The organism is Bradyrhizobium sp. USDA 4538 (assembly GCF_024171045.1).
Classification (GTDB): Bacteria; Pseudomonadota; Alphaproteobacteria; order Rhizobiales; family Xanthobacteraceae; genus Bradyrhizobium; species Bradyrhizobium australafricanum.
On record NZ_JALJZE010000001.1, the window covers coordinates 7832271 to 7854115 of the forward strand.

General features: G+C 61.7%; 25 protein-coding genes, 1 tRNA gene and 1 pseudogene. 19 read left to right on the plus strand and 8 right to left on the minus strand.

What is annotated here, in order from left to right:
* The first annotated feature begins 46 nt into the window (after positions 1–46).
* Genes J2R78_RS35995 through J2R78_RS36010 form a run of 4 tightly spaced genes read left to right on the plus strand, consistent with a single transcriptional unit; the run spans position 47 to position 2681 of the window.
* Entirely contained in the window at positions 47–259 is a 213-nt protein-coding gene (locus tag J2R78_RS35995; protein ID WP_253608553.1) for a hypothetical protein, read from the plus strand.
* Positions 260–282: 23 nt separating this feature from the next.
* Positions 283–1308 (plus strand): hypothetical protein, encoded by a 1026-nt coding sequence (locus J2R78_RS36000; protein ID WP_253608554.1) that lies wholly within the window; start codon positions 283–285, stop codon positions 1306–1308.
* A 4-nt stretch (positions 1309–1312) separates the two neighbouring features.
* Positions 1313–1960, plus strand: a complete 648-nt coding sequence (locus tag J2R78_RS36005) for an ATP-dependent Clp protease proteolytic subunit (protein WP_253608555.1) — start codon at positions 1313–1315, stop codon at positions 1958–1960.
* Between the two features lies 1 nt (position 1961).
* Positions 1962–2681 carry a hypothetical protein gene (locus tag J2R78_RS36010; RefSeq protein WP_253608556.1) on the plus strand — a complete coding sequence of 240 codons (720 nt, stop codon included), beginning with the start codon at positions 1962–1964 and terminating at the stop codon, positions 2679–2681.
* 111 nt (positions 2682–2792) lie between these two features.
* On the opposite strand, the gene J2R78_RS36015 is transcribed toward J2R78_RS36010, so the two are convergent.
* The 5 genes from J2R78_RS36015 to J2R78_RS36035 all read right to left on the minus strand — a co-directional run bounded on the left by J2R78_RS36015 (position 2793) and on the right by J2R78_RS36035 (position 5898).
* Positions 2793–3041 (minus strand): hypothetical protein, encoded by a 249-nt coding sequence (locus J2R78_RS36015; protein WP_253608557.1) that lies wholly within the window; start codon positions 3039–3041, stop codon positions 2793–2795.
* A gap of 27 nt (positions 3042–3068) precedes the next feature.
* A complete protein-coding gene (locus tag J2R78_RS36020) occupies positions 3069–3524 on the minus strand; it encodes a phage regulatory CII family protein (RefSeq protein ID WP_253608558.1) in 456 nt (151 codons plus the stop codon).
* Positions 3525–3944: 420 nt separating this feature from the next.
* The gene (locus J2R78_RS36025) at positions 3945–4151 is read right to left on the minus strand and encodes a hypothetical protein (RefSeq protein ID WP_253608559.1); all 207 of its coding nucleotides are present in this window, start codon (positions 4149–4151) and stop codon (positions 3945–3947) included.
* Between the two features lie 121 nt (positions 4152–4272).
* On the minus strand, positions 4273–4965 hold the full coding sequence (locus J2R78_RS36030) for a hypothetical protein (RefSeq protein WP_253608560.1): 693 nt from the start codon (positions 4963–4965) through the stop codon (positions 4273–4275).
* Positions 4966–5424: 459 nt separating this feature from the next.
* A complete protein-coding gene (locus tag J2R78_RS36035; protein ID WP_253608561.1) occupies positions 5425–5898 on the minus strand; it encodes a hypothetical protein in 474 nt (157 codons plus the stop codon).
* A gap of 126 nt (positions 5899–6024) precedes the next feature.
* Here J2R78_RS36035 and J2R78_RS36040 point away from each other — a divergent pair, with 126 nt between their 5' ends.
* The 5 genes and pseudogenes from J2R78_RS36040 (at position 6025) to J2R78_RS36060 (ending at position 9943) form a co-directional block, all read left to right on the plus strand.
* Positions 6025–7005, plus strand: coding sequence for a hypothetical protein (locus J2R78_RS36040; RefSeq protein WP_253636034.1), 981 nt, complete (start codon positions 6025–6027; stop codon positions 7003–7005).
* Between the two features lie 560 nt (positions 7006–7565).
* Entirely contained in the window at positions 7566–8102 is a 537-nt protein-coding gene (locus tag J2R78_RS36045) for a hypothetical protein (RefSeq protein ID WP_253608563.1), read from the plus strand.
* A complete protein-coding gene (locus J2R78_RS36050) occupies positions 8099–8650 on the plus strand; it encodes a hypothetical protein (protein ID WP_253608564.1) in 552 nt (183 codons plus the stop codon). The genes J2R78_RS36045 and J2R78_RS36050 overlap by 4 nt, the downstream gene beginning before the upstream one ends.
* Before the next feature lie 222 nt (positions 8651–8872).
* On the plus strand, positions 8873–9517 hold the full coding sequence (locus J2R78_RS36055; protein WP_253608565.1) for a hypothetical protein: 645 nt from the start codon (positions 8873–8875) through the stop codon (positions 9515–9517).
* Positions 9518–9871: 354 nt separating this feature from the next.
* Positions 9872–9943, plus strand: a pseudogene (locus J2R78_RS36060).
* Positions 9944–9986: 43 nt separating this feature from the next.
* On the opposite strand, the gene J2R78_RS36065 reads toward J2R78_RS36060, so the two are convergent.
* Entirely contained in the window at positions 9987–10169 is a 183-nt protein-coding gene (locus J2R78_RS36065) for a hypothetical protein (protein WP_016842103.1), read from the minus strand.
* Between the two features lie 396 nt (positions 10170–10565).
* Positions 10566–11210 (minus strand): TetR family transcriptional regulator, encoded by a 645-nt coding sequence (locus tag J2R78_RS36070; RefSeq protein WP_253608566.1) that lies wholly within the window; start codon positions 11208–11210, stop codon positions 10566–10568.
* Positions 11211–11304: 94 nt separating this feature from the next.
* Here J2R78_RS36070 and J2R78_RS36075 point away from each other — a divergent pair, with 94 nt between their 5' ends.
* From J2R78_RS36075 to J2R78_RS36105, 7 genes are all read left to right on the plus strand, one after another.
* On the plus strand, positions 11305–11790 hold the full coding sequence (locus J2R78_RS36075; protein WP_253608567.1) for a DUF1772 domain-containing protein: 486 nt from the start codon (positions 11305–11307) through the stop codon (positions 11788–11790).
* Between the two features lie 272 nt (positions 11791–12062).
* Positions 12063–12137 (plus strand) — tRNA-Asn (locus J2R78_RS36080).
* Between the two features lie 135 nt (positions 12138–12272).
* Positions 12273–12452 (plus strand): hypothetical protein, encoded by a 180-nt coding sequence (locus J2R78_RS36085; RefSeq protein ID WP_016842100.1) that lies wholly within the window; start codon positions 12273–12275, stop codon positions 12450–12452.
* A gap of 135 nt (positions 12453–12587) precedes the next feature.
* Entirely contained in the window at positions 12588–13253 is a 666-nt protein-coding gene (locus J2R78_RS36090; protein WP_253608568.1) for a protein-L-isoaspartate O-methyltransferase, read from the plus strand.
* Positions 13254–13468: 215 nt separating this feature from the next.
* Complete coding sequence (locus J2R78_RS36095) at positions 13469–14872, plus strand: TolC family outer membrane protein (RefSeq protein ID WP_028331944.1); 1404 nt, start codon at positions 13469–13471, stop codon at positions 14870–14872.
* 334 nt (positions 14873–15206) lie between these two features.
* Positions 15207–15941 carry a PopZ family protein gene (locus J2R78_RS36100; RefSeq protein WP_253608569.1) on the plus strand — a complete coding sequence of 245 codons (735 nt, stop codon included), beginning with the start codon at positions 15207–15209 and terminating at the stop codon, positions 15939–15941.
* A 191-nt stretch (positions 15942–16132) separates the two neighbouring features.
* Entirely contained in the window at positions 16133–19000 is a 2868-nt protein-coding gene (locus J2R78_RS36105) for a valine--tRNA ligase (protein ID WP_253608570.1), read from the plus strand.
* Between the two features lie 18 nt (positions 19001–19018).
* Here the strand turns inward: J2R78_RS36105 and J2R78_RS36110 are convergent, their stop codons facing one another.
* Positions 19019–19624 (minus strand): DNA-3-methyladenine glycosylase, encoded by a 606-nt coding sequence (locus tag J2R78_RS36110; protein WP_092084129.1) that lies wholly within the window; start codon positions 19622–19624, stop codon positions 19019–19021.
* Between the two features lie 164 nt (positions 19625–19788).
* Here J2R78_RS36110 and lipA point away from each other — a divergent pair, with 164 nt between their 5' ends.
* The 3 genes from lipA (at position 19789) to J2R78_RS36125 (ending at position 21845) form a co-directional block, all read left to right on the plus strand.
* Positions 19789–20748 carry a lipoyl synthase gene (gene lipA / locus J2R78_RS36115; RefSeq protein ID WP_225646693.1) on the plus strand — a complete coding sequence of 320 codons (960 nt, stop codon included), beginning with the start codon at positions 19789–19791 and terminating at the stop codon, positions 20746–20748.
* Between the two features lie 90 nt (positions 20749–20838).
* Positions 20839–21378 carry a DNA topology modulation protein gene (locus J2R78_RS36120; RefSeq protein ID WP_253608571.1) on the plus strand — a complete coding sequence of 180 codons (540 nt, stop codon included), beginning with the start codon at positions 20839–20841 and terminating at the stop codon, positions 21376–21378.
* Positions 21378–21845 (plus strand): type II toxin-antitoxin system RatA family toxin, encoded by a 468-nt coding sequence (locus J2R78_RS36125; protein WP_076828775.1) that lies wholly within the window; start codon positions 21378–21380, stop codon positions 21843–21845. Before J2R78_RS36120 ends, J2R78_RS36125 begins: the two co-directional genes overlap by 1 nt.

Here is a 21845-nt window from a genome sequence, read left to right on the forward strand (position 1 = left end):
GCCTAGAACTAAGCAGGTGGGAAATCAGCGTCAAATCGAGACATCTGTGACGATCGACGAGTTAGGGCGACTCCGTACAGTCTTCCATAACGCGCGCATTGCGGCATTAGAGGGCGAAAGCGGATCGCTACGCGATGATCTTGAAGGTCCGGCCCCTTACGGCACGCCGGAGCTTTGCTGGAATCAGGCGCGTCCCGTCGTGGCTGGAATCCGCATGGCAATTCTGGCCGCGCTGCGGAAGGGCAGCCGGCTCGTTTAATCTTAACCGAAGGATCAATTTAGATGGCCAGCAGGTTCTGGAAGGCGCAGCCCGCATCCGCAATTGCCGACAACGGCTCCGGCAAGTGTCGCGTCACTGTCGCGTCGACAACCGGAATGACGACGGGCGATACCCGTCTATTCTTCGGGTTCACTGGCACGACGGGATTGAACGGCTCGCAGACGATTACGGTGATCGACGGCACCCATCTGGACGTCACTGCAGTAAGCTTCGTGGCGACCGGAACGGGTTCGATCAACGGCTTTTGGGATACAGCCAACACCAATAATTGGGTCTCGTCCAGCGGCGGCACAGATTATGGACAGACCGTACCCGGCTCTGGCGACTTCGTGACGCTGGATGCTAACAGCGGCGCCGGAACGGTAACGCCGAACTTTGGCGGAACGATCACGATTCAGTCGATCGCCATGGGCGCGTTTACGGGCACGTTCGATAACAGCGTCAATAGCAACAACATTACATGCAGCAACACGTCGCAGACGTTCAACATCAGCGGCAGCGGTACGCGCACGATCAAGCTCGGTTCGGCGACCTACACGATCACCGGGGCCGGCATATGGAACGCTGCAACTACGACGAATCTAACATTTACTGGCGATTCTTCTACGATCGCATTTGCCAGTGCGGGAGCGCGCACCTTTAGCGGCGGTGGGCTGACCTATGGCACGGTGTCCGTGGCGGCGGGAACGGCCGGCGGCGGGCTGACTATCGTAGGTACCAATACAATCGCTGCCCTCAACGTCAGTGCGCCAAATTATGTGGCGTTTCCATCCTCGGGGAGCAACACCCTTACCTCGATGAACTGCGCAGGCACACCGACCAACCAGATTATCATATTGCCCTCGTCGGCCCTGCCGTCGTCATGTGCCATCACCGTCAGCGGTGCGATTGGCACATGGTGCTCGCTCTTTGGCGTGCATTGCACTGGATCTCCGACGGCGTCGAACAGCTTCGACTGCGGCGGCAATAGCGGCATCACGATTACCGCGCCTTCCAGCGGCATGGGCGGTTACGTGATCGGCAGCTAGGCTCATGTCGGAGACGTTGTACCAGATCCGCGCGATACCGCGCTGCGAGCCTAAGCCGCTTCCTGCATTCCCAGGTCCTGGGTTCCGGCCAGAGGGCGTAGGACCGCCCCTGCGGCTTGCGCTGTTCTCCCCGGTGCGCGACGGCGTCGAAATTGCCCTGGGGCGCGTTCCCGAGCGAGATACTTCCGTCTATCTTCGAGCCATCCGCGAGGCGGGCAATCGCGGCATTCGGTGCTTAATCGACTGCGCGGGTGGTGACGGAGATGAAGCGCTATTGATTGCGCGGGCTCTCTTGGCGCACCCATACCGCGTGGAATGTCAGATCGTCGGCCGGTGCTCGAGTGCCGCGGTCATGATCGCGCTGGCAGCCGATCATCGAAGCATCGTTGCTGACGGCACTGTGTTGATTCATCGATCAATGCGCCTTGCGGTCCAATCGCAGTTCGACGCCATGCGGATGCTGCCGGCTGCGGAGAAAGATGCCATCAACGCGTCGCTGAATGACGTTGACGATGCGATTGCTTCGCTGTTGGTCACGAGACTTGGAGTCGCTGAGCAAACGGCCAGGCAATGGATGCTTGAAGATCGCCAGTGGTCGGCGACCGAAGCGCTAGAGTGTGGGTTCGCCGACGCAATCAATATTGGAGAATGACGTGGTCGAGATAACCGCAGAGTCAATCCTGCAGTGCAGCGTTTCGTCACTAACGACGCCGCCAGCGACATCAGACATAAGCTTCATCGAAACCAAAAGTTCGGGAATCGGTGCCACCGCGAACAATGATTGCAGGATTCCGGAGTGCGCTGCCGGCGACCTGATACTCGCCTTCATTCTCCACCGAGATACATTAACGCCGCCGGCTGGGTTCTCTTTGATCGCAACACAAAGCTCCGCGGTCACTGGCCTGCCGACCGGCGTTAATATTCTGAGTGCCTATAGCAAAGTAGCCGTGGGCGGCGAGGCCGGAACCTTCAGCACCTGGCACCAGGCGACAGCGCAGACGTTCCAAATCGTGATGACCACATTTCACAAGCCCTCAGGTTCTCCGACCGTCAACAGCTACGCCACAGCCCATGTTGACAATACAACCGCTAGCCAAACGGCGACGGCCGTTGCGACGGGGACGGCCGACGGACAGTTGGGCGTGGTGTTCGCGACAAATGCTCGGACGCTTGCGTTTGGCAATGTCACCATGCAGCTAGTCATGGCGGGCGCCACACAGGTTACGCCGGTATCCACGCCAAGCAATATTATGTGCGGTGGTTATATTCCGTTGAACGTTGGGAATAGCACCACCGGAATAATCACGTCCGATGGAAACCCGACGTCCGGGAATAACGGCTGGTCAGCTATCACCGTCGTTCTGGATGCGTAGCCCATGCCGGGTGTGGCTGCGTTTGAACGGATAGGTGTCGGCCGCTCCAGCCGCTCACCGCGCAATCTCTTGGTCAATGCGCAATGGCGTCTAGACCAGTAGACCGTTTGCCTAGATGCGGGCCTTGCGCCACCCTGCAATCCTAGCGGCCTCTTCGGAGCAGAACCATCTCTCGCCGTGAAATGGATCAATGCGGGTATGCCAATAATAGGTTTGGCCAATCGTGTGATAGATCCTTTCGCCGCTCACAGAGATGTTGCCCTTGATACCGCAGCCAACAACGATCGGGGCAAATTCGAGAGCAGCGATGATGAGAGCTACTGCAAGTGCAGCGGAAAGCACTATAGCTTTGTTAGACATGGGCGCCGGACCTTGGTGCGCAGTTCCCTAATGACCTGCATTCATCCGGGTCACAGCGGCGAAAAGCTTGTCCGAGGCCTCGTCGTGGGAGTGCTTCTTCGCGCTCAGCTCGCGTTCCTCGAGATTTGTGCATACGCCATCGGCCGCGGCCTCATGCGCCATCGACACGAAATCGCCGTGTGCCTTAGCCGCGTGCGCGGCGAGTTTGTGAAAGTTCTCCGCTGACTCGTCGGCGCGGTCGCGGAACACGAGCTCAGCGCCGCGCCGTCGCGCCCATCCCTTGAGGATGGCGTCGTCGGCAGCCTCATCGATCTCCATGGCGCGGTAGAGCGTGATGTGTCGTTCGTCATCGTCCTCGTTTCCCCAGCGGCTGAGTTGGGATGTGTCGACGCCGGTAAGGCCCGATACCGCGTGTTGTCCGCCGGCCCTCTGTATTGCGTGTTTAACGAGCCGCTTGGCTTCCTTCTTGAAATGCTCGCCCATGGCAATTTCCGCCCTTGCAATTGACGTGAAAAAGGCCCGTCCAAATGATTCCTTTCTCGGTCATTGAAAGGGGTAACGTCGATGACCGAGATTCAAATGATCCTTGCGCTTCAGGCTCTCTCAAACCTGCTGATCGCATTCGTAATCTGGCGCACAGGGCGGAATCCTAGCGCAACCTGAGGGCGTGCGGAAGCCCCTGTGCGGTGTGGTTTTTACGGAGTCAGTGGCGCCAGCCACGCTTGTCAAACGTGGTCCGGTAGCCCTTCGGTAGGCTTGGCATCTCGCCTTCGTTCGGCGTATTGCAGACCGGGCAAGGGGCGCCGGCTCCCCCGCAAGTGCAAGCACGGTCGCCTTGCCACGGCCGGTCCGGATGATTTTCGCAGACCCATTGCGTACCGTCGCAGCGCGGACAAGGTTCCGTCATCGCATCAGCTCGAACAATTCGAGGACATCAGCAAGCCGCAGCTTCGCGCCCTTTGGCATGTGCTGGAGGAGCAGGTGCCTGGTATCCGCGGCGATTTCGTCCCGCTTGAGCGGGCTGTACTCGGCATGGAACAGTGCCATCTTCGCGGCGAATTGCCGGGCGACCTCGGGCGGGATTTCGAGCGGCTTGTGGATGATCGGCATGCCCGGAAGATAGGTATTTCGTAACGGGAATACGAATCAGCACAGCGCCATCCGCTTAAAATTCATGCGGTCAGCTTGCCCTAGCCCAGGAAGGAAATGCAGAAACAACCCGCTTTTTCGCTCAGTGAAGATGTTCACCTAAGGCTGCAAGTCCAAGATAAACCAACACAAGGTATGCCAACAGCACTCCTACCGGTCTCAAGAGTGCTATCAGGAAGGCGGCCGCCGTGAATTTCGACGCTGACGCTGCCCAAGTCATTGGCGTGAGGGGACGGACGAACTTTTGGTCGATGGAATGAGGCTGAGTTTTTCTGAGCCACCAGAATCTGATCCGATCGGCGATTGTCGGCTCAAGCTCCAGGCTCGAGACATACGCGTAGGCCACAAGGTCTTTGAGATCGGATCGCAATTTATCTAATAGGTCGATGCCACCGTAATGGCCGATCCTCAGAAAGATATGGTCTTCTGCGACGCTGCCGAGCTCAGATGTTGCGGGGTATAGGGCCGTTAGAACCACCCCGTCGATGGAGCTCAACGAGTAGAGAAGACGTGGTCCTCTCTCCGCCACCGTGCCGCCGTCGACTCCCTTTGCCCACATCTTTCGGGTGCCGAAATTGATTTGTAGGCGATCCTCTTCGTCGGTCTTATCGACCCAGAATGAGAACGCTCGCCGAATTCCGTCAAAGCGGTCTATTGACTGGCAAATTTCCGGGATCTGCTGAACGGCCAGCTGCCGGAAGTGGCTGAACTCGATTTGCCCCTTCTCTTGACGGTATCGCGTCTTGTAAAAAATCGAATCTCTGGGAATGGTCATATTCTTCTGGCCAAGCGCCGCTAGCTGAAGGCGGCGCTCGATATCGAGCGAATCATTTGAATTGCCCCAACAGTAAAAAGGGGCACTCTATCGCAACCTAAGCGGGCGCGGAAGCCGGGCTTGACCGACCTCTTGCGTGCCAAGCTGCACCCATGCGCTAGCTCTCGCGGATTGCAGGCCGCCTCAGCGAGCGTTGTAATTGCTCCCATGAAAGACTATCCAACCAAGATCACATTCGGCGAAATGCGCGAAACTGGCGCAACGCGCATCATAGTCTTCTGCAGGGATTACCGGTGCTCGCACAAATGTGCAGATGGACGCGTCGCGATGGCCTGATGAGGTGCGCATTTCCGACCTCGAGCCGCGGTTCATCTGCACGGTTTGCGGCAAGCGCGGCTCGAACATTCGGTCGGTAGATGCGCCGGCCAAGATGGGTACGAGGCACGGGTGCTAATCGTACTAGGCTCCAGTGAGCTTCAGGGAGCCACCCACGTCGAGCAACTCCATAAATTCCCCGTCCAACTGCAGGCCAACTTTCCAATGCAGGTAAGCTACCGCAGGATCGTCCGGAAGATTCCCTTGCATCCCTGTCGCGACGTCGAATGTGCGGTAGTCGCCTGCGGCGCTATCGACAACTCGGATGTATGTTTTTCCGTTGGCTGATTTGATGAGTGCGCCATAGGCCGGATCTTGGTCCGTCCTGGGCACGGCGCTATTCAAGTCGACCTGCGCGGTCGCGTCGGGATAATAGAGAACCTGATAGGGCATGCCGCCGTACTGAAGTCGTGGTCCAACGGTCTCCGAAAAGATAATGGCGGCCCGCTTTTTGCCATCGATTGAAACACAGAGTCCGAAGTCTGTTTTCTTCGCAAAGAAGCCACCAATTGGCACGTCATCGAACTTGCTCGGCAACACAGGAATATTGATCTTCATCAAAGAGCCCCTTTTCAAAACGATAGAGCTGGGATCGTAGCTCAACCTATGCGGGCGGGAAAGCCTAGCTTTGGATATGGGCTCAGTCCGGGTTTTTACGGTGGAGAAGCCGAACCAGCGTCACCCTTGCTGCTCAAATATCCCGAGCGACTCAGTCTCTGTGCCATCCCGCGCAATCCCGCGCGCGGAGCAGGGCAGATGGCTGTTTCTCGGAAGCCGTTATCGGAAGATACCGCACAACGAATCCTTGATGCACTTCGGGCCGGACGCACACTCAATGCAATTTGCTGCGGCAGAATTGGCCAACGGCATATGCGAGGCCTTTGGATCACAAGTCGGCAACAGTTCAAGGCGCATTGCGCGGCCAACCCCGAGTTCGCGCGTGTGGCGCTACCCCTGCTCGAGGCAAACAAAAAGCAATCAGATTTCAAGAAGGGCTCGCCGCTACGTGATTTGACGCATTGCCGCCGGGGGCACTCGCTTGACGACGCATACGTCTATCAGAGCCCTGAAGGCTGGACGATGCGGAATTGTCGAACCTGCATTCGGATGCGGATGAACAAGATTGTTCCGCTTCCAGAACCTCAGCTGCAGGTTGTCAAAGCAATGCTCGTTGCAAAGAAACCCATCGCGGAAATCCTGGGCAATCCGTTGCGAGGCAAAAGGCGACCTAGAATTGTCAACACGAATGCATTTTACAACGCGCGCAAAGCGGACCCTGACTTCGATCGCTTCGTTAAGGAGCAGATCACTGATAGTCGCGGCATCTCACAGAAGCTGCGCTGGTCATTCGAGCGCACGCGCAGGACCATCGCTACGCGACGCGAGCAGGCAAACGACTATCACGCCATACGCGCAATGGTCCCGGCTGGCATCCCCGACGCTGATGAGATCGTGAGCCGCATTTTCGAAGACATGCTGTCCGGCGCGCTGAACCGGTCCGATGTGGCGAAGCGCGTCCGGTTCTACGTCCAAGAGCGGGAAAAGCTTTTCCCGACCAAATACAGGAAGTTCGGCGACAGCCTGCTGCTTTCGCTGGATGAGCAGTTATTCGACGACGGAGAGGCGACGCGGCTGGACACCGTTACCCGTGGTCTTTGGGATTAACGATTTCGAACAAGCCGCTTTCGAGCAAAGACTGAAGGTCGGCGGTCACAGTCAGTGTGTGAGTTTCGGAGAAGATGAGCGTGGTTTGGTGTCCTAGAGGAAGGACAAATCGAACCATGTCCGGGTTGACATACAGCGTCCTTCCGGACGCAGCCTCAGTAACACCGTAGAGTTGTTTGGCCATTTGTGCCCCCAGTTTCGACGAGCTTATGGGCATCAGCTCGCGCGCGAAAGCCTCCCCAAGGGGGTTGGCAAATCGCTCATTCGGTGGTGTGCTGGTGGGCGGAGCGTGACAACTCCCGCCGAAGGCCTTGCCGGGCCAGTTTGGTACCAGAGCGATGGCAGGGCGATCCTTGCCGGGATCTCCATCGCCATCGAAATTTGAACGTGCCGATAGCCGTCGGCGCGAACCGGCGCATTATGCCGGGAGAGCGGCGGCTATACAAGACCCGCAAGGGAAAGGCCGTCGCGCATCGTCTCTGGCGGTGTTGTCACCCTCCCGGCGCCAGCGCTGTCCGCTGGCACCCGGCCGTGACAAGCCGGCAATCCAGAGAACCACCATGAAAGCACCCTTGGGAGCCCCAGCTGAGTCCGCTGGCGGGCTTTATTTCCGAACCGACGTTTCCCCCGAGCAGATATTCCAGGCCATAGGCCGCCTCCGCAAAGAGGCTAGGGACGAGATCGACCGGCTCATCCGGTTTCTCGACAAAACCGACGACTACGTTTCTCGCGAGCTCGAGGATGACGGCGACGCCGAGCCGTCCATCGGCGGCGACGATCGCGAGCCGGATCTCGGTAGCTTCGACCGCATGCTGAACCAGGAGCACTGCAACCGGCAGCGCCTCGGCGAGGAGACGGCCGAGGTCGACGCCGAACAAGATCAGGCGGACAGCGAGCCGAGTCTCGGTGCTGTGGAGCGGCACCCGTACTGCCTCGGGTGGCCAGAGGGCTCAAACCCGACAGGCGACCAAACCCACTGGGCCGCGGGTGGGCGCCGCGATCTCGAGCAGGACCCGGCCGCATCCGGCATCGGCGACCTTGATGGCCTGCGCGAACAGGTTGGCACGCAGGATTCGTTTCAGGGAGCGATGGCATGATACCGGTCACACGAAGGCTCAGCCTGCAGATCATGGCGGCTACTGCAGCGGCCCCGGCATCGGCGACCACCACGCTATTGGCAAATCCAGACGCAGAGCTGATCGAACTGGGGACGCGGTTCGTTGAAATATCGCGGCTAGCGGATGCAGCAAGCGATGAGACCGGCCGCCTCTACGAGATAGCGCGCCGGTCATACCTGCCTGGGACCTATGTTGAAGCCTGCTTGCGTGGCACCGTTGCGCGGGACGCGTATCTAGCCGCTCGCGATGCTGCAGACGAGCAGTCGGGCCTCATGGCGGCCGAAGATGCTTTCAACGACGCCATGGATCAGTTGCGAGCGACCTTCGCTCGCATGGTCACAATGCGGCCAACCACCATTGAGGGAATGCGGGCTATCGCCTTAGCGGTCCTTCATTTCGAATGGGGTGGCAACGTCGAGCACAGGGAGGGCGCCATCGAAGGCGCAGCGCTCGCCGTGCTGGTCGCTGGACTGCTCGATAAGCCGATTCCGGGTGATCTGACGGAATGGGCGGCCGCCTGGATCTGAAAAAAGTTGCGCCGCCGGGATGCGGCATTTCAAGCCCGGCGGCGCCCGGTCCACGGTGGAAGCGATTTTTTGCAGATCGATAACCAAATCTCGTCGGGTAAAAGGTCCGGTGCACACGCTCAAATTGCCCTGGCAGGAATTGGGCGAGTGTGGCACAACAGTGACTATTGCGACAATTCGGTTGAGGTTCTTTTTCCTATTTCGACGGCCCATTAGGTCAAAATGTCCGAAACTCCGACGCTCAATGCACCAAAACGCTCACATTTTGAGCGAGTGCGTTCTGCGATCTTGGGCGCGCAGACCTGGATTTGGGCAACCGTCACGGCAATTTGCTCATCTGCGACATTCAAGTGCAAAGAGTACTGGATCTTAACCCTTTGCGCGTCGATCGCTGTCTTACTAGCTTTAGCGGCCTGGACGGATTGCTGGGTCGATTCGCGGCAATATGCACATGCGCAGTACTGGCTTAAAGTGCTTACCGGGAACTTCGACCCAAACGATGCCCAGACAAAGGAACTGGCTGAGCGCGAATTTGGTTATTCGGTACTCGCAGCGTTCCTGATCAACGCCGGACCGCTTCTGGGTGTGGTCCTGATACTGCCGCGCTATTTGAAAGCCCTTATTCCAACCGACGAGGAGCAAGCAGTGAAACTCGAGGAACTTCTCACGGTCGTTGAGAACCTAGCGAAGGTGGAACTGGTTGATAAGTTTGGCTCCGATGAGGCGACCAAGCAGAAGATCAAGTCGGCATTTGCGAGCGTGCACGAGAAAACCCAACCCTACATCAAAGAAATGTACGGGCCAAAGATAGCCGCGCAGTACGAGCGTCAGTTGCACAGGGAGATGGCTGACTCGGCTCGTTCTTAGCTTTTACCAATGCAAGAAATGCGTGGGGCTCAAACAAATGACCTTGGAACAGTTCAAGGCCAAAGCCGAGTTAGTCGCTGAGGGATCGGCGGGCAAAATAGATCGGGAACGCATTGTGAAAATGCTTCGGAAGATAGCTCGCGACTCCAATCCTCATCCGATTCCCGAGGATCAGGTTGATCAAGTACTGCGAGGCTTGGGGTTGCTCTAATAGAGATGTGGCGCCTTGGCGGGAGCACGGTAGCTGCTACCATTTTGCTACCCAACACCTTGGAACGAGACGAAACAGGGCGGCACCTGTGACGGGCCGCCCTTCTAAATTCTCTCTATTATAGAGACTGCTAGGGATTGTCCGTGATTGAGTGGCACGATCGGCCTAGAACTGCAAAACCGTGTACACCAGTTCAATTCTGGTCGTGGCCTCCACTCATCTCATCAATGGCTTGCAGCCAGTCAATGAGAAGCCGCATTAACTCGCGGCGTACCAACCTTCAGGAAACGGAATCAGCGGCCACGGCGCCTGGTTGTCATTGGCCGCGCGCGGTGGCGGCTGAATGCGGGGCGAGGGCTGAGCCACGAGATCCTCCTGAGCAATGGGCGCGATCGCCGTTCGCACGGCGTCCAGCAGCAGATCAAATTCGACTTCGCTCATCACGCTCTCCGAGGTTCGAGAGCGCCATGGTCGCAAAACTGTCTTCGGTCCGGATTGAGCGATTCGTTCGAATTTTATGAAAAGAACGATGGCGCCCGCTTTGGTTAATGAATCGTTGGTGATCCCTTCGGGAACCTAGGTCGGCATGGCCGCACCTCGTGTGAAACAAATCACAACTTTCTAAAAACTCTTGCCGGGATTCCCGGCGGTATTCATAGCCGTCAAATATCGCAGGAATTTTAGGGAGACGTGACAATGGAGGCAAGTATCGCACGGTAGGGACCAGTCGCATGCCGCACGATCCTCGGCTCCTGCTGACGCGAACGGCGTAAGCCGTATGCGCCTGTATCTATCGTTTTTGTACAGGGAATATTCCCAACGCTCGTGCCGGAGCCGTTACGTCAGACCGGTGAGGTCGTGCGGCAGCATGGTCTTGAACTGCGTCAGCGCCTGCCGCGCCTTCCTCGGTGGCAGCGTGATCGCGTGACGCACGGCGGCTGCGATCAGCGTCATGCTCAGGGCGGAAAAGGTGGCGAGGGCGGCAGTCGGCATGTCGGGCGCAATTCGCCTGACCGCGTCGGACAGCAAGCCGGAGAGCACGGCCATGTCGTCCGCATCGAGCTTCTGCAGGGCGCGGTCGGCCTGCGTCGCTTGCCAGATGTCGCGCATGACGGGTTCGCGCATGAACATCTCGTAGTAGCTGTCGACGATCCTGCACAGCGCCGGGTGCAGGTCGCGCGCGGTCGTCACCGCGGCCAGATCGCGCCTGACGCAATCGCGCCCGACCGCGTTATGGCGTTCGGCCAGGGTGCCGATGATCGCGGCCTTGTCCGGGAAATATTGATAGAGCGAGCCGAATGCGACGCCGCTGCGCGCGACGACGTCGCTCATGCGGAAAGCCTCGCTGCCCTTTTCCGCCATGATCTCGGTCGCGCAGGCGAGGATGCGCTCGAAGCGCTCGCGGCTGCGCTGCTGGGTCGGGGCAAGCCGCGCCAGCCCGGGCAGGGGAACGTCCACGGGCGCGGCCTTTGGTCTCGACATCTCTCTCTTCCCTGCGATCGGGGTTGACGGCTCTAATACGAGAGTTTATCGCATTTTACAAATACGAGTATATCTCGCATTTGGAGGCGGAACGATGCGCCAGATCCTGACCTTGGGCTTGCTTTGGTTTTCCGCGCTCGGCTGCGGCCTGCTCGCTGGGCTCTATTTCGCGTTCTCGGCTTTCGTCATGACCGCGCTCGGCCGCATCGATCAGGCCGCCGGCATCTCGGCGATGAACGCGATCAATGTCGATATCGTCCGCTCGCCGTTCATGCCGGTGTTCCTCGGCACCACGCTGTCCTGCGCCGTGCTGGTCGTGCTCGGCGGGCTCAGATGGCAGGAGCCGGGCGCGGTTGCGATGATTTGCGGCGGCGGCCTCTACGTGGTCGGCATGTTCGTCGTCACCGTCGTCTTCAATGTGCCGCTGAACGATCAGCTTGCGGCCTCTGACCCGGCGGGCACGTCGGCGGCGTCGGTTTGGGCGCGCTATCTGACCGACTGGACCTTCTGGAACCACGTGCGGACTATCGCCTCGCTGGCCGCGACCGCGCTGTTCATCGTCGCCATCGCCGGGCGGTAGCCAACCCCGTTTGCGCGAGGAGCTGGGCCGTGGCGCCCCTGACAGAATCGCGGGCGGCGCGTGGCCGCCGCGCTGGCGGTGGTTTCCAGGCGCCCGCAGGAGCGCGGCCGGGCCGGCAGGCTGAGCATGTGGCGTGCCGGGCGACAGGTAAGCCCTTGTATCGCAGAGGCTTACCGTGCGCGCTAAAGTTTCGCCGGAGGGGCCATTTGGTTCTTTGCAAGGCCGAAAGGCTTTGTTATACGCTGCCCGCTCGCGAACAGATGTTCGCCTATTCCTCGGTAGCTCAGCGGTAGAGCATTCGACTGTTAATCGAATGGTCGCTGGTTCGAATCCAGCCCGGGGAGCCAGTTTGGTCTGGCCCCATCGATCCCCCAAATCGCCATCACAAGCCCGTGGTCCGCAGCGGACAGGCCGAAAACGTCGTCAAATCGACTCAATAGCCGTCGACACTTGCTCCCGCCGGGTCTTGAGAGGTGATCTTGATGGCTATTAACCTGATCGACCTGTCGATGCCGCAGCCGACGCTCGTTCCGAATGATGCCCCCGACATCAGTGACGATGAGTGCGTCCGCCGGCTCGCGAGGGCCGTCGAGGAGCATGATTCCGAGCATCTCGATGAAGTGGCCCGCCTGATCGGCCGACTCGCCGTCACGATCGAATAGACGGCGCCACGAGCGCGTTTTGGGAGCGCGTTTTGCACGCCAGCGGCGTGTTGCGTTTTTGCGGAGCTTGTTCCAAAAGATGGCCCTGTTCTAGCTTCTCCAGCGGCAATGCCGCGACTTGCAGGGTCTCCGCCAATGACCGGTTTTTCGACCGCGCGCCAGTATATGGTCGATGGTCAGGTGCGTCCGAGCGACGTGACCGATGATCGTATTCTCGATGCCATGCTGACCGTGCCGCGCGAGGTCTTCGTGCCGGCCAGCAAGCAGGCGCTGGCCTACCTCGACCTCGACCTCGATGTCGCCGAGGGCGGTGCGACCAGGCGTTGCCTGATCACGCCGGCGCTGCTCGCCCGGATGCTCCAGGCCGCCGAGATCAAGGCCACCGACCGGGTCCTGGTGGTCGGCTGCGCGACCGGCTACGCCGCCGCCGTCGTGGCGCGCTTTGCCGCAGAGATCAGCGCGACCGAAAGCGATCCGGCGCTTGCCGCAAAGGCGAATACGACTTTCGCCGAACTCGGGATCCAGAATATCACCGTCAAAACGGCCGCGGCCGCCGACGGCGATGCCGCGGGCGCCCCGTTTGACGTCATTATCCTCAATGGTGCGACGGAAATCGTCCCGACCGGGCTGTTCGGCCAGCTCAAGGAGGGGGGCCGGCTGGTCGGAGTGTTCGGCCTGTTGCCGCCGCCGCGCGCCACCCTGGTGACGCACTCCCACGGGGATTTCGGCCATCGCGAGCTGTTCGACGCCTCGGCCCCCGTTTTACCCGGATTCGAGCGAGTTCCCGCCTTCGTCTTCTAACCGTGATCGCGGCGCATTGGCTGATAAAATCCCGTTCCGAATCAGAAGTGTGGCCCGTTTGCCCCATGTGAAGAGTTTCGACCGTGTTCCGTTGCGGGGTAGTTCCGTTGGGCCTAGCTGCGGACTAAGGTGAGGCGGGACTCACTTCGACTGAAGCGACCGCCGGACTGATTTGCGTGTGGGAGACGGCGACTACAATGATTGGATTTCCGGGGATGCGTGGGGTGAAGGTTGTCACCGCGGCTGCGACTGCCGTCCTTCTGTTGGCGGAGATGGGCCCCGTGCCCGCACTCGCCGATACAATCGAGGCCGCGCTGGTGCGGTCCTACCAAAACAATCCCCAGCTGAACGCGCAACGCGCGCAGGTGCGGTCAACTGACGAGAACGTTCCGCAGGCACTGTCGGGCTACCGCCCGAAAGTCGCACTGACGGCAAGCGCGGGGTACCAATACACCGATACGCTGACGACACAGGGTGGCGACGCGAACAATCTTGTCCGCACCCAAATCCATGGCGCCAACGCCCCACGCAGCGCAGGCCTCACGGTCAACCAGTCGCTGTTCAACGCGCAGACCGCGCCCAGGGTGCGCGCGGCGGAAAGCCAGGTCTCGGCGGCGCGCGAGGGCCTGCGTGTGCTCGAGCAAACCGTGATCCTGAGCGCGGCCACGATCTACATGGACTATCTCCGCGACTCCGCCATCGTCGAGGTTCAGCGCAGCAACACGCGCGTGCTGGAACAGACGCTGAAGCAGACCCAGGACCGCTTCAATGTCGGCGAAGTGACGCGCACCGACGTCGCGCAATCCGAAGCGCAGCTCGCGGCAGGCAAAACCCAGCAGCTCACCGCCGAATCGAACCTGACGACGACGCGATCGAATTTCCGCCGCATCATCGGCAACGAGCCGCAGAATCTCGCGCCGGGCTCGCCGGTCGACCGCTTCCTGCCGACGACGCTTGCCTCCGCCGTCGATCTCAGCCTGACCCAGAATCCGAACGTCACCTCGGCGATGTACGGCGTCGACGTCAACTTCCTGCAGGTCAAGGTCAGCGAGGGTGCGCTGTTCCCGTCGGTCAACCTGCAAACGTCCGTGCAGCAGCAATACGAGCAGACCCTGATCAGCCAGCGCGCATTCAGCGCGGGAACGGCGGTCCAGCTGTCGGTGCCGCTCTACCAGGGCGGTGCGGAATATTCGCTGATCCGCCAGTCCAAGGAATCGCTGGCGCAGCAGCGCCTCGTGCTCGAACAGACCCGCGATCAGGCGCGCGCCAACGTCGTCACCGCGTGGGGCCAGCTGGTCGCCGGCAAGTCGCAGGTGGCGTCGGCACAGGCGCAGGTGACCGCGTCGGAGATCGCCCTGAACGGCGTGCGCGAAGAGGCCAAGGCCGGTCAGCGGACCACGCTCGACGTGCTCAACGCGCAGCAGGCGCTCGTCAACGCGCGCAACGCGCTGGTGACCGCGCAGCACGACCGCGTCGTCGCGTCCTATAACGTGCTGAGCGCGGTTGGCCGCTTGTCGCCGCAGGTGCTCGGCCTTTCGACCAACGTCTACGATCCGAGCGTGCATTACCAACAGGTTCGTGACAACTGGGCCGGCGTGCGCACGCCCGACGGCCGCTAAACACCTTCGCATCATCATCGCTTGTCGCGTCATGTTTGTGGTTCTGAGTTAATCAGGATCACAAACAGGCGCGTTTGCTTGCATTCGATAATTGGCCTGACATACCGTTTTGTCGGGCAGCAAGGCGATTCGCGGCGCGCCGGCGTAGCGTGATGACAGGTGCGACGCCACCTGTGATCACGCTGCATTGGGCGACACGAAGCTTGCACAAAGCCTCGGGCGGGCTTGATCTGGGGACAAGTCGGGCGGGAGCAGTCAAAATCTCCGCCCGCATCATCGGAACCGGCGAATCCTCTCGGGCTTGATGTAAAATCGTTTCGATGTGGAGTCGGAGATGACGCAACCTGCGAAGGTCCAAGAGCCCTCGATGGAGGAGATCCTGGCGTCGATCCGTCGCATCATTGCCGACGACGAGGCGAAGCCGGCCGCGGCCGAGAAGCCTGCGGCCGCCGCTGCAGCGCAGCCGCCGAAGGTCGAGCCAGCACCAGCAGCCAAGCCCGCGATGAAGAGCCCGCCGCCCGCAGCGCCACCAGCTGCGAAGGCCGCCGCGCCCGCGCCGAAATCACCGCCGCCTGCGCCAGCACCGGCGGCCAGCAACAGTCAGGACGACATCGACTCGCTGCTCGCCAGCCTCGACGAGGCGACGCCCGCAGCCGAGATCAGGCCATCGCCGCAGCCCGCAGCCCAGCCCGAAGCCGACGTGTTCGAACTCACCGACGAGATGGCGCTGCCGGACCCAGCCGCCGCGCCGTCGTTCCGCAAGGTCGAGCCACAGGACGACCTCGAGTTCACGGAAGCGCGGAGCCGGGCGCCGGAACCGGCCCGGGAGCCGCCGGCAATCGAGACCGCGCCCATGCAGCAGATCATCTCGGGAACCACGATGCGGGCCGTCGAATCGGCCTTCAACTCGCTGGCCAACACCGTGCTGAGCAACAATGCGCGGACGCTCGAGGATCTGGTCAAGGAGATGCTGCGGCCGATGCTGAAGTCCTGGCTGGACGACAATCTGCCCGGGCTGGTCGAGCGGATCGTCAAGGCCGAGATCGAGCGAGTATCCCGCGGGCGTTAGCTCCGCGCGGGCGCGAGCTCCGCCGCGGGAGCTAGCTCCGCCGCCGGCGCGAGGCTGGCTCCTGCCGTTGGGCCTGGCGGCCCTCAATCAGCTCCCCAAATGCCCTAAACGTCGATTTGACGTGCCGGTCCGGTTGACTTGGTGCGCTCCGGCGGGTTTCTAACGCTCTCCATGGTCCACAGCGCATTGTCATGATCGAGAAAAACTACCAGCCCGCCGATATCGAGCAACGGATGGCCCGGATCTGGGAGGAGAGCGGTGCGTTCAAGGCCGGCCGGCCTGAACGCAAGGACGCCGCGCCTTTCACCATCGTGATCCCGCCGCCGAACGTGACCGGCTCGCTGCATATGGGCCACGCGCTCAACAACACGCTGCAGGACATCCTGTGCCGCTTCGAGCGGATGCGCGGCCGCGACGTGCTGTGGCAGCCCGGCACCGATCACGCCGGCATCGCCACCCAAATGGTGGTCGAGCGTCAGCTGATGGAACGGCAGGAGCCAGGCCGGCGCGATATGGGCCGCGCCAAGTTCCTCGAGCGGGTCTGGCAGTGGAAGGCCGAGAGCGGCGGCACCATCGTCAACCAGCTCAAGCGCCTCGGCGCCTCCTGCGACTGGTCGCGCGAGCGCTTCACCATGGACGAGGGCCTGTCGCGCGCCGTCGTCAAGGTGTTCGTCGAGCTGCATCGCGATGGCCTGATCTACAAGGACAAGCGCCTGGTCAATTGGGACCCGAAGCTGCTCACCGCGATCTCCGATCTCGAAGTGCAGCAGGTCGAGGTCAGGGGCCATCTCTGGTACCTGCGCTACCCGATCGAGGGCCGCAACTTCAGCCCCGAGGATCCGAAATCGTTCATCGTGGTCGCGACGACGCGTCCCGAGACGATGCTCGGCGACACCGCGGTCGCGGTGCATCCGGACGACGAGCGCTACGCCGATCTGGTCGGCCGGCACGTCATCCTGCCGCTGGTCGGCCGCAGGATTCCGATTGTCGCCGACGACTATTCCGATCCGGAGAAGGGCTCGGGCGCGGTCAAGGTGACGCCGGCGCACGACTTCAACGACTTCGAAATCGGCAAGCGTCACGGCCTGCCGCAGATCAGCGTACTCGACCAGGAAGGCAGCCTCAGCCTGGTGGGCAACGAGGACTATCTGCGCGGCCTGCCGATGGGCGCCGACGAGTTCGCCGACGAGTTTGACAAGATCGAGCGCTTCGCGGCGCGCAAGAAGATCGTCGCAAGGCTGGAAGAGTTCGGCTTCCTCGAGCGGATCGAGCCCAACACCCACATGGTGCCGCATGGCGACCGCTCCGGCGTCGTGATCGAGCCGTATCTGACCGACCAGTGGTATGTCGACGCCAAGACGCTGGCGCAGCCGGCGATTGCGGCGGTGCGCTCCGGCGAAACCACGTTCGTGCCGAAGAACTGGGAAAAGACCTATTTCGAGTGGATGGAGAACATCCAGCCCTGGTGCATCTCGCGCCAGCTCTGGTGGGGCCATCAGATCCCGGCGTGGTACGGACCCGACGGTAAGGTGTTCGTCGCCGAGACCGAGGAAGAGGCGGTCGGCCACGCGCTCGGCTATTACGTCGAACAGGAAGTCATCACGCCGGAGCAGGGCCACGACATGGCGGTCGACCCCGCCAAGCGCGAGGGCTTCATCACGCGTGACGAGGACGTGCTCGACACCTGGTTCTCGTCGGCCCTGTGGCCGTTCTCGACGCTGGGCTGGCCGGACGACACGCCGGAGGTCGCGCGCTACTACCCGACCAATACGCTGGTTACCGGCTTCGACATCATCTTCTTCTGGGTCGCCCGCATGATGATGATGGGCCTCCATTTCATGAAGGAGGCGCCGTTCTCGACCGTCTACATCCACCGTCTCGTCCGCGACGAGAAGGGCGCCAAGATGTCGAAGTCGAAGGGCAACGTCATCGACCCGCTCGGCGTGATCGACGAATACGGCGCCGACGCGCTGCGCTTCGCGCTGACCCGCGAGGCGGCGCAAGGCCATGACATCCGCCTGTCGCCACATCTGGTCGAGACCAACCGCAATTTCGCGACCAAGTTCTGGAACGCCTGCCGCTTCGCCGAGATGAACGAGTGCGTCAAGCCGGACGGTTTCGATCCGAAGGGCGCAAAGGAGACGTTGAACCGCTGGATCGCGCACGAAACCTCGCGCGTCACCCGCGAGGTCACCGAGACGATCGAGGATCATCGCTTCAACGATGCCGCGGGCGCGATCTACCGCTTCGTCTGGAACGTGTTCTGCGACTGGTATCTTGAGCTCGCGAAACCCGTGCTGATGGGCGAGGAGGGCGCGGCCAAGGCCGAGACCCGCGCCATGGTGGCCTGGACCCGCGACGAGATCCTCAAGCTGCTGCATCCGTTCATGCCCTTCATCACCGAGGAGCTGTGGGCGGTGACCGCAAAGCGCGACGGCCTGTTGGTGCTGGCGTCCTGGCCGCGCAAGTCGGGCGTGACCGGCGAGCAGCTGGCCGCGATCGCGACCGCCGGTCCGGTGGTCGATCCGATCATTCCGCCGGTGATTGCCGCGCTCGACGCCGACGAGTTCAGCGATCCTGCGGCCGAGGCCGAGATCGGCTGGGTGGTCGATCTCGTCACTGCGATGCGGTCGGTGAAGGCGGAAATGAACATCCCGCCGTCGACACTGACGCCGCTGGTGATCGCGGGCGCCTCCGACGAGACGCGGGACCGCGCGCGGCGCTGGAACGACACCATCAAGCGGCTCGCGCGATTGTCGGATATCTCGTTCGCCGATCACCCGCCGGAGGGCGCGGTGCAGCTTCTTGTCCGCGGCGAGGCGGTCGCGCTGCCGCTGAAGGGCGTGATCGATCTCGCGGCTGAACGCGCGCGGCTGGAGAAGGAGCTCGGCAAGGCCGACGCCGACATCAAGCGGGTCGATGCCAAGCTCGCCAACGAGAAGTTCGTCGCCAACGCGCCGGAAGAGCTCGTCGAGGAAGAGAAGGAAAAGCGCGCGGCAGCAGCGGAGCGCCGCGCCAAGATTCTCGAGGCGATCGAGCGGTTGAAGAAGGCGTCATAGCTGATAACGCCGTGGCGCTCAAAACCGCTTGCTGAGGAATTTCGATCCCTTCAGCCCGTAGCGCCAGGGCAGGTCGACGGCCTTGGTGATGCCGATCCGCACCCCGGTGATGATGTCGGGTGCTTCGGTCCGCGCATGGAGCGCGATCGGGGCGCGGTCGAGTGGCAATTCGCTGTGCGCGATGGTGATGCCGAGCGCCTCGCAGAGCTTGCCGGGCCCCGAGCACAGCGCGCGCTCGTCCTCCAGCCCGCGCCGCCGGCGCATCGCCGCGAGCCCATGGGTCGGCTCGATCGCGCGGATCAGCACGGCGCTGGCCGAGCCCGCTTCCTCGCAGACGAAGTTGACGCACCAATGGATGCCGTAGGAGCGGTAGACGTAGGAGAAGCCCGGCGGGCCGAACATCACCTGGTTGCGCGGGGTCGGCCCGCGGTAGGAATGCGCCGCCGGGTCGGTGTGATGATAGGCCTCGACCTCGGTGATGATGCCGCCGGCGCCGCCGACCAGGAAGGTCGCGCCGATCAGGTCGGGGGCGACCTCGTGGACGCTGCGATCGAAGAAGGAGCGTTTCAGCGCCTTGCCGAGGCGCGGCGCGGTCGCGCGGATGGATCGGGGTTTTTGAGCCATTTTGAGGTGGGAATCGGCGTGGAACGGACCGCAAGACTGCCAATATATGGGCAGGTCTGCTAGGGTCGCGGGGCGGGTTGCGAGCCGCGTCAACACCGATTAGCTAAGCCCTTGGTTCGGAGCATGATCTGCCTGGATCGTGCTCCCGCGACTTGTAGGCATCCATGGTCACCATCGTCGACACCATCTCCACCACTCAGCTCCGCCCGCGGCACCCCGAAAAGGTCAACCGGCCGGATGCCGTGTCGCCGCCGAAGCCGGACTGGATCCGCGTTCGTGCGCCGAACACGCGCGGCTATGCGGATACCCGCCGGATCGTGAAGGAGAACGGCCTCGTCACGGTGTGCGAGGAGGCGGGCTGCCCCAATATCGGTGAGTGCTGGGACAAGAAGCACGCCACCTTCATGATCATGGGCGACACCTGCACGCGCGCCTGCGCGTTCTGCAACGTCAAGACCGGCATGCCCGGCGCACTCGAGGCGAGCGAGCCGGAATACGTCGCGGAGGCCACCGCCAAGCTCGGGCTCAGTCATGTCGTGGTCACCTCGGTCGACCGCGACGATCTCGCCGACGGCGGCGCCGAGCATTTTGCCGAGACCATCCGCGCCATCCGCGCGCGCTGCCCGAGCACCACGATCGAGATCCTGACACCGGACTTCCTGCGCAAGGACGGCGCGCTGGAGCGCGTGGTCGTGGCCAAGCCCGACGTCTTCAACCACAATCTGGAAACCGTGCCGTCGCGCTATCTGACGGTCCGTCCCGGCGCCCGCTATTTCCATTCGATCCGGCTGCTGCAGCGGGTCAAGGAGATCGATCCGACCATCTTCACCAAGTCGGGCATCATGGTCGGCCTCGGCGAGGAGCGGCACGAAGTGCTGCAGGTGATGGACGACCTGCGCTCGGCCGACGTCGATTTCCTGACCATCGGCCAGTATTTGCAGCCGACCCGCAAGCATCACGCCGTGATGCGCTACGTGACGCCGGACGAGTTCGCAGGCTACGAGCGCGTCGCCTATACCAAGGGCTTCTTGATGGTGTCGGCGAGCCCGTTGACGCGCTCGTCGCATCACGCCGGCGAGGATTTCGCCAAACTGCAGGCGGCGCGCACGGCCCGCGGCCGCTAGATTTTTGCAAACGGCGGTAAGCCGGCGCCGTCACGCGCCGTTGCTTGATCGGGCCTTGACCGAACCTTGAGCGAACCTTGGACTGGACCAATGCAGCGCGTTCTGGTGATGGGATCGTCGGGATCCGGCAAGTCGACCTTTGCGCGGCGGCTGTCCGCGATGACAGGGATTCCGGCCGTGTCGATCGATGCGCTGTTCTGGAAACCGGGCTGGGTCGAGTCGGGCAGGGACGAATTCGAGCGCCGCATGACCGAAGCAGCCCAGGAGCCGCGCTGGATCATGGATGGGAACTACATGAGGCATGGTGCAGGGCAATTGCGCCGGGAGCTCTCCGATACGATCATCTGGTTCGACCTGCCGCGGTCGACCTGCATGCTCGGTATCTTCAGGCGGATAGCCGGGAGCTATGGCGAGGTCCGCCCGGAGATGGCGGAAGGCTGCCCTGAGAAGATCGATCTCGAATTCTTCCGCTACGTCTGGACCTATCGCCGGCAGCAGCGGCCGAAGCTGATCGAGTATTTTGCCGGCTTGCGGCCCGATCAATCGCTGGTCTGTTTCACCGATCGGGCGCAGGCGGATGATTATCTGAAGCGCCTCGCACTCGGGCAAAGCCGTGCGAGTATCCACTGATGCCACGATTCTCAAGCAAGCGGCGGGTCCGGCACACCGCACCTCAAATGTTCGATCTGGTCGCCGACGTCGAGCGCTATCCCGAATTCGTGCCGCTATGCCAGTCGCTCAAGATCCGCCAGCGCACGCCCAAGGACGACGGCACCGAGGTCGTGGTGGCGGACATGACGGTGTCCTTCAAGCTGGTGCGGGAAACCTTCACCAGCAAGGTGACGCTCGACCGGGCCAATCTGAATATCCTGGTCGAATATCTGCGCGGCCCGTTCAGCAATCTGGAGAATCGCTGGAGTTTTGAGCCGAAGTCAGAAACAGAATGCGATGTCGGCTTCTTCCTGAACTACGAATTCAAGAGCCGGATGCTGGCGATGCTGATGGGCTCGATGTTCGACGCCGCATTCTCGCGCTTTGCCGCGGCGTTCGAGAAGCGCGCGGATCAGGTCTACGGCAAGCCGCAGCTGTCGACGTAG

Bases quoted from the DNA above. Each gene is read 5' to 3' on its own strand.
- J2R78_RS36035 (WP_253608561.1), bottom strand. From the start codon at position 5,898: ATGAAGATCAATATTCCTGTGTTGCCGAGCAAGTTCGATGACGTGCCA.
- J2R78_RS36055 (WP_253608565.1), top strand. From the start codon at position 8,873: ATGTCCGAAACTCCGACGCTCAATGCACCAAAACGCTCACATTTTGAG.
- J2R78_RS36015 (WP_253608557.1), bottom strand. From the start codon at position 3,041: ATGTCTAACAAAGCTATAGTGCTTTCCGCTGCACTTGCAGTAGCTCTC.
- J2R78_RS36120 (WP_253608571.1), top strand. From the start codon at position 20,839: ATGCAGCGCGTTCTGGTGATGGGATCGTCGGGATCCGGCAAGTCGACC.
- J2R78_RS36095 (WP_028331944.1), top strand. From the start codon at position 13,469: ATGCGTGGGGTGAAGGTTGTCACCGCGGCTGCGACTGCCGTCCTTCTG.
- J2R78_RS36020 (WP_253608558.1), bottom strand. From the start codon at position 3,524: ATGGGCGAGCATTTCAAGAAGGAAGCCAAGCGGCTCGTTAAACACGCA.
- J2R78_RS36025 (WP_253608559.1), bottom strand. From the start codon at position 4,151: ATGCCGATCATCCACAAGCCGCTCGAAATCCCGCCCGAGGTCGCCCGG.
- J2R78_RS36125 (WP_076828775.1), top strand. From the start codon at position 21,378: ATGCCACGATTCTCAAGCAAGCGGCGGGTCCGGCACACCGCACCTCAA.
- J2R78_RS36085 (WP_016842100.1), top strand. From the start codon at position 12,273: ATGGCTATTAACCTGATCGACCTGTCGATGCCGCAGCCGACGCTCGTT.
- J2R78_RS36065 (WP_016842103.1), bottom strand. From the start codon at position 10,169: ATGAGCGAAGTCGAATTTGATCTGCTGCTGGACGCCGTGCGAACGGCG.
- J2R78_RS36090 (WP_253608568.1), top strand. From the start codon at position 12,588: ATGACCGGTTTTTCGACCGCGCGCCAGTATATGGTCGATGGTCAGGTG.
- J2R78_RS36030 (WP_253608560.1), bottom strand. From the start codon at position 4,965: ATGACCATTCCCAGAGATTCGATTTTTTACAAGACGCGATACCGTCAA.
- J2R78_RS36005 (WP_253608555.1), top strand. From the start codon at position 1,313: ATGTCGGAGACGTTGTACCAGATCCGCGCGATACCGCGCTGCGAGCCT.
- J2R78_RS36070 (WP_253608566.1), bottom strand. From the start codon at position 11,210: ATGTCGAGACCAAAGGCCGCGCCCGTGGACGTTCCCCTGCCCGGGCTG.
- J2R78_RS36000 (WP_253608554.1), top strand. From the start codon at position 283: ATGGCCAGCAGGTTCTGGAAGGCGCAGCCCGCATCCGCAATTGCCGAC.
- J2R78_RS36050 (WP_253608564.1), top strand. From the start codon at position 8,099: ATGATACCGGTCACACGAAGGCTCAGCCTGCAGATCATGGCGGCTACT.
- J2R78_RS36105 (WP_253608570.1), top strand. From the start codon at position 16,133: ATGATCGAGAAAAACTACCAGCCCGCCGATATCGAGCAACGGATGGCC.
- J2R78_RS36075 (WP_253608567.1), top strand. From the start codon at position 11,305: ATGCGCCAGATCCTGACCTTGGGCTTGCTTTGGTTTTCCGCGCTCGGC.
- J2R78_RS36045 (WP_253608563.1), top strand. From the start codon at position 7,566: ATGAAAGCACCCTTGGGAGCCCCAGCTGAGTCCGCTGGCGGGCTTTAT.
- J2R78_RS36100 (WP_253608569.1), top strand. From the start codon at position 15,207: ATGACGCAACCTGCGAAGGTCCAAGAGCCCTCGATGGAGGAGATCCTG.
- lipA (WP_225646693.1), top strand. From the start codon at position 19,789: ATGGTCACCATCGTCGACACCATCTCCACCACTCAGCTCCGCCCGCGG.
- J2R78_RS36110 (WP_092084129.1), bottom strand. From the start codon at position 19,624: ATGGCTCAAAAACCCCGATCCATCCGCGCGACCGCGCCGCGCCTCGGC.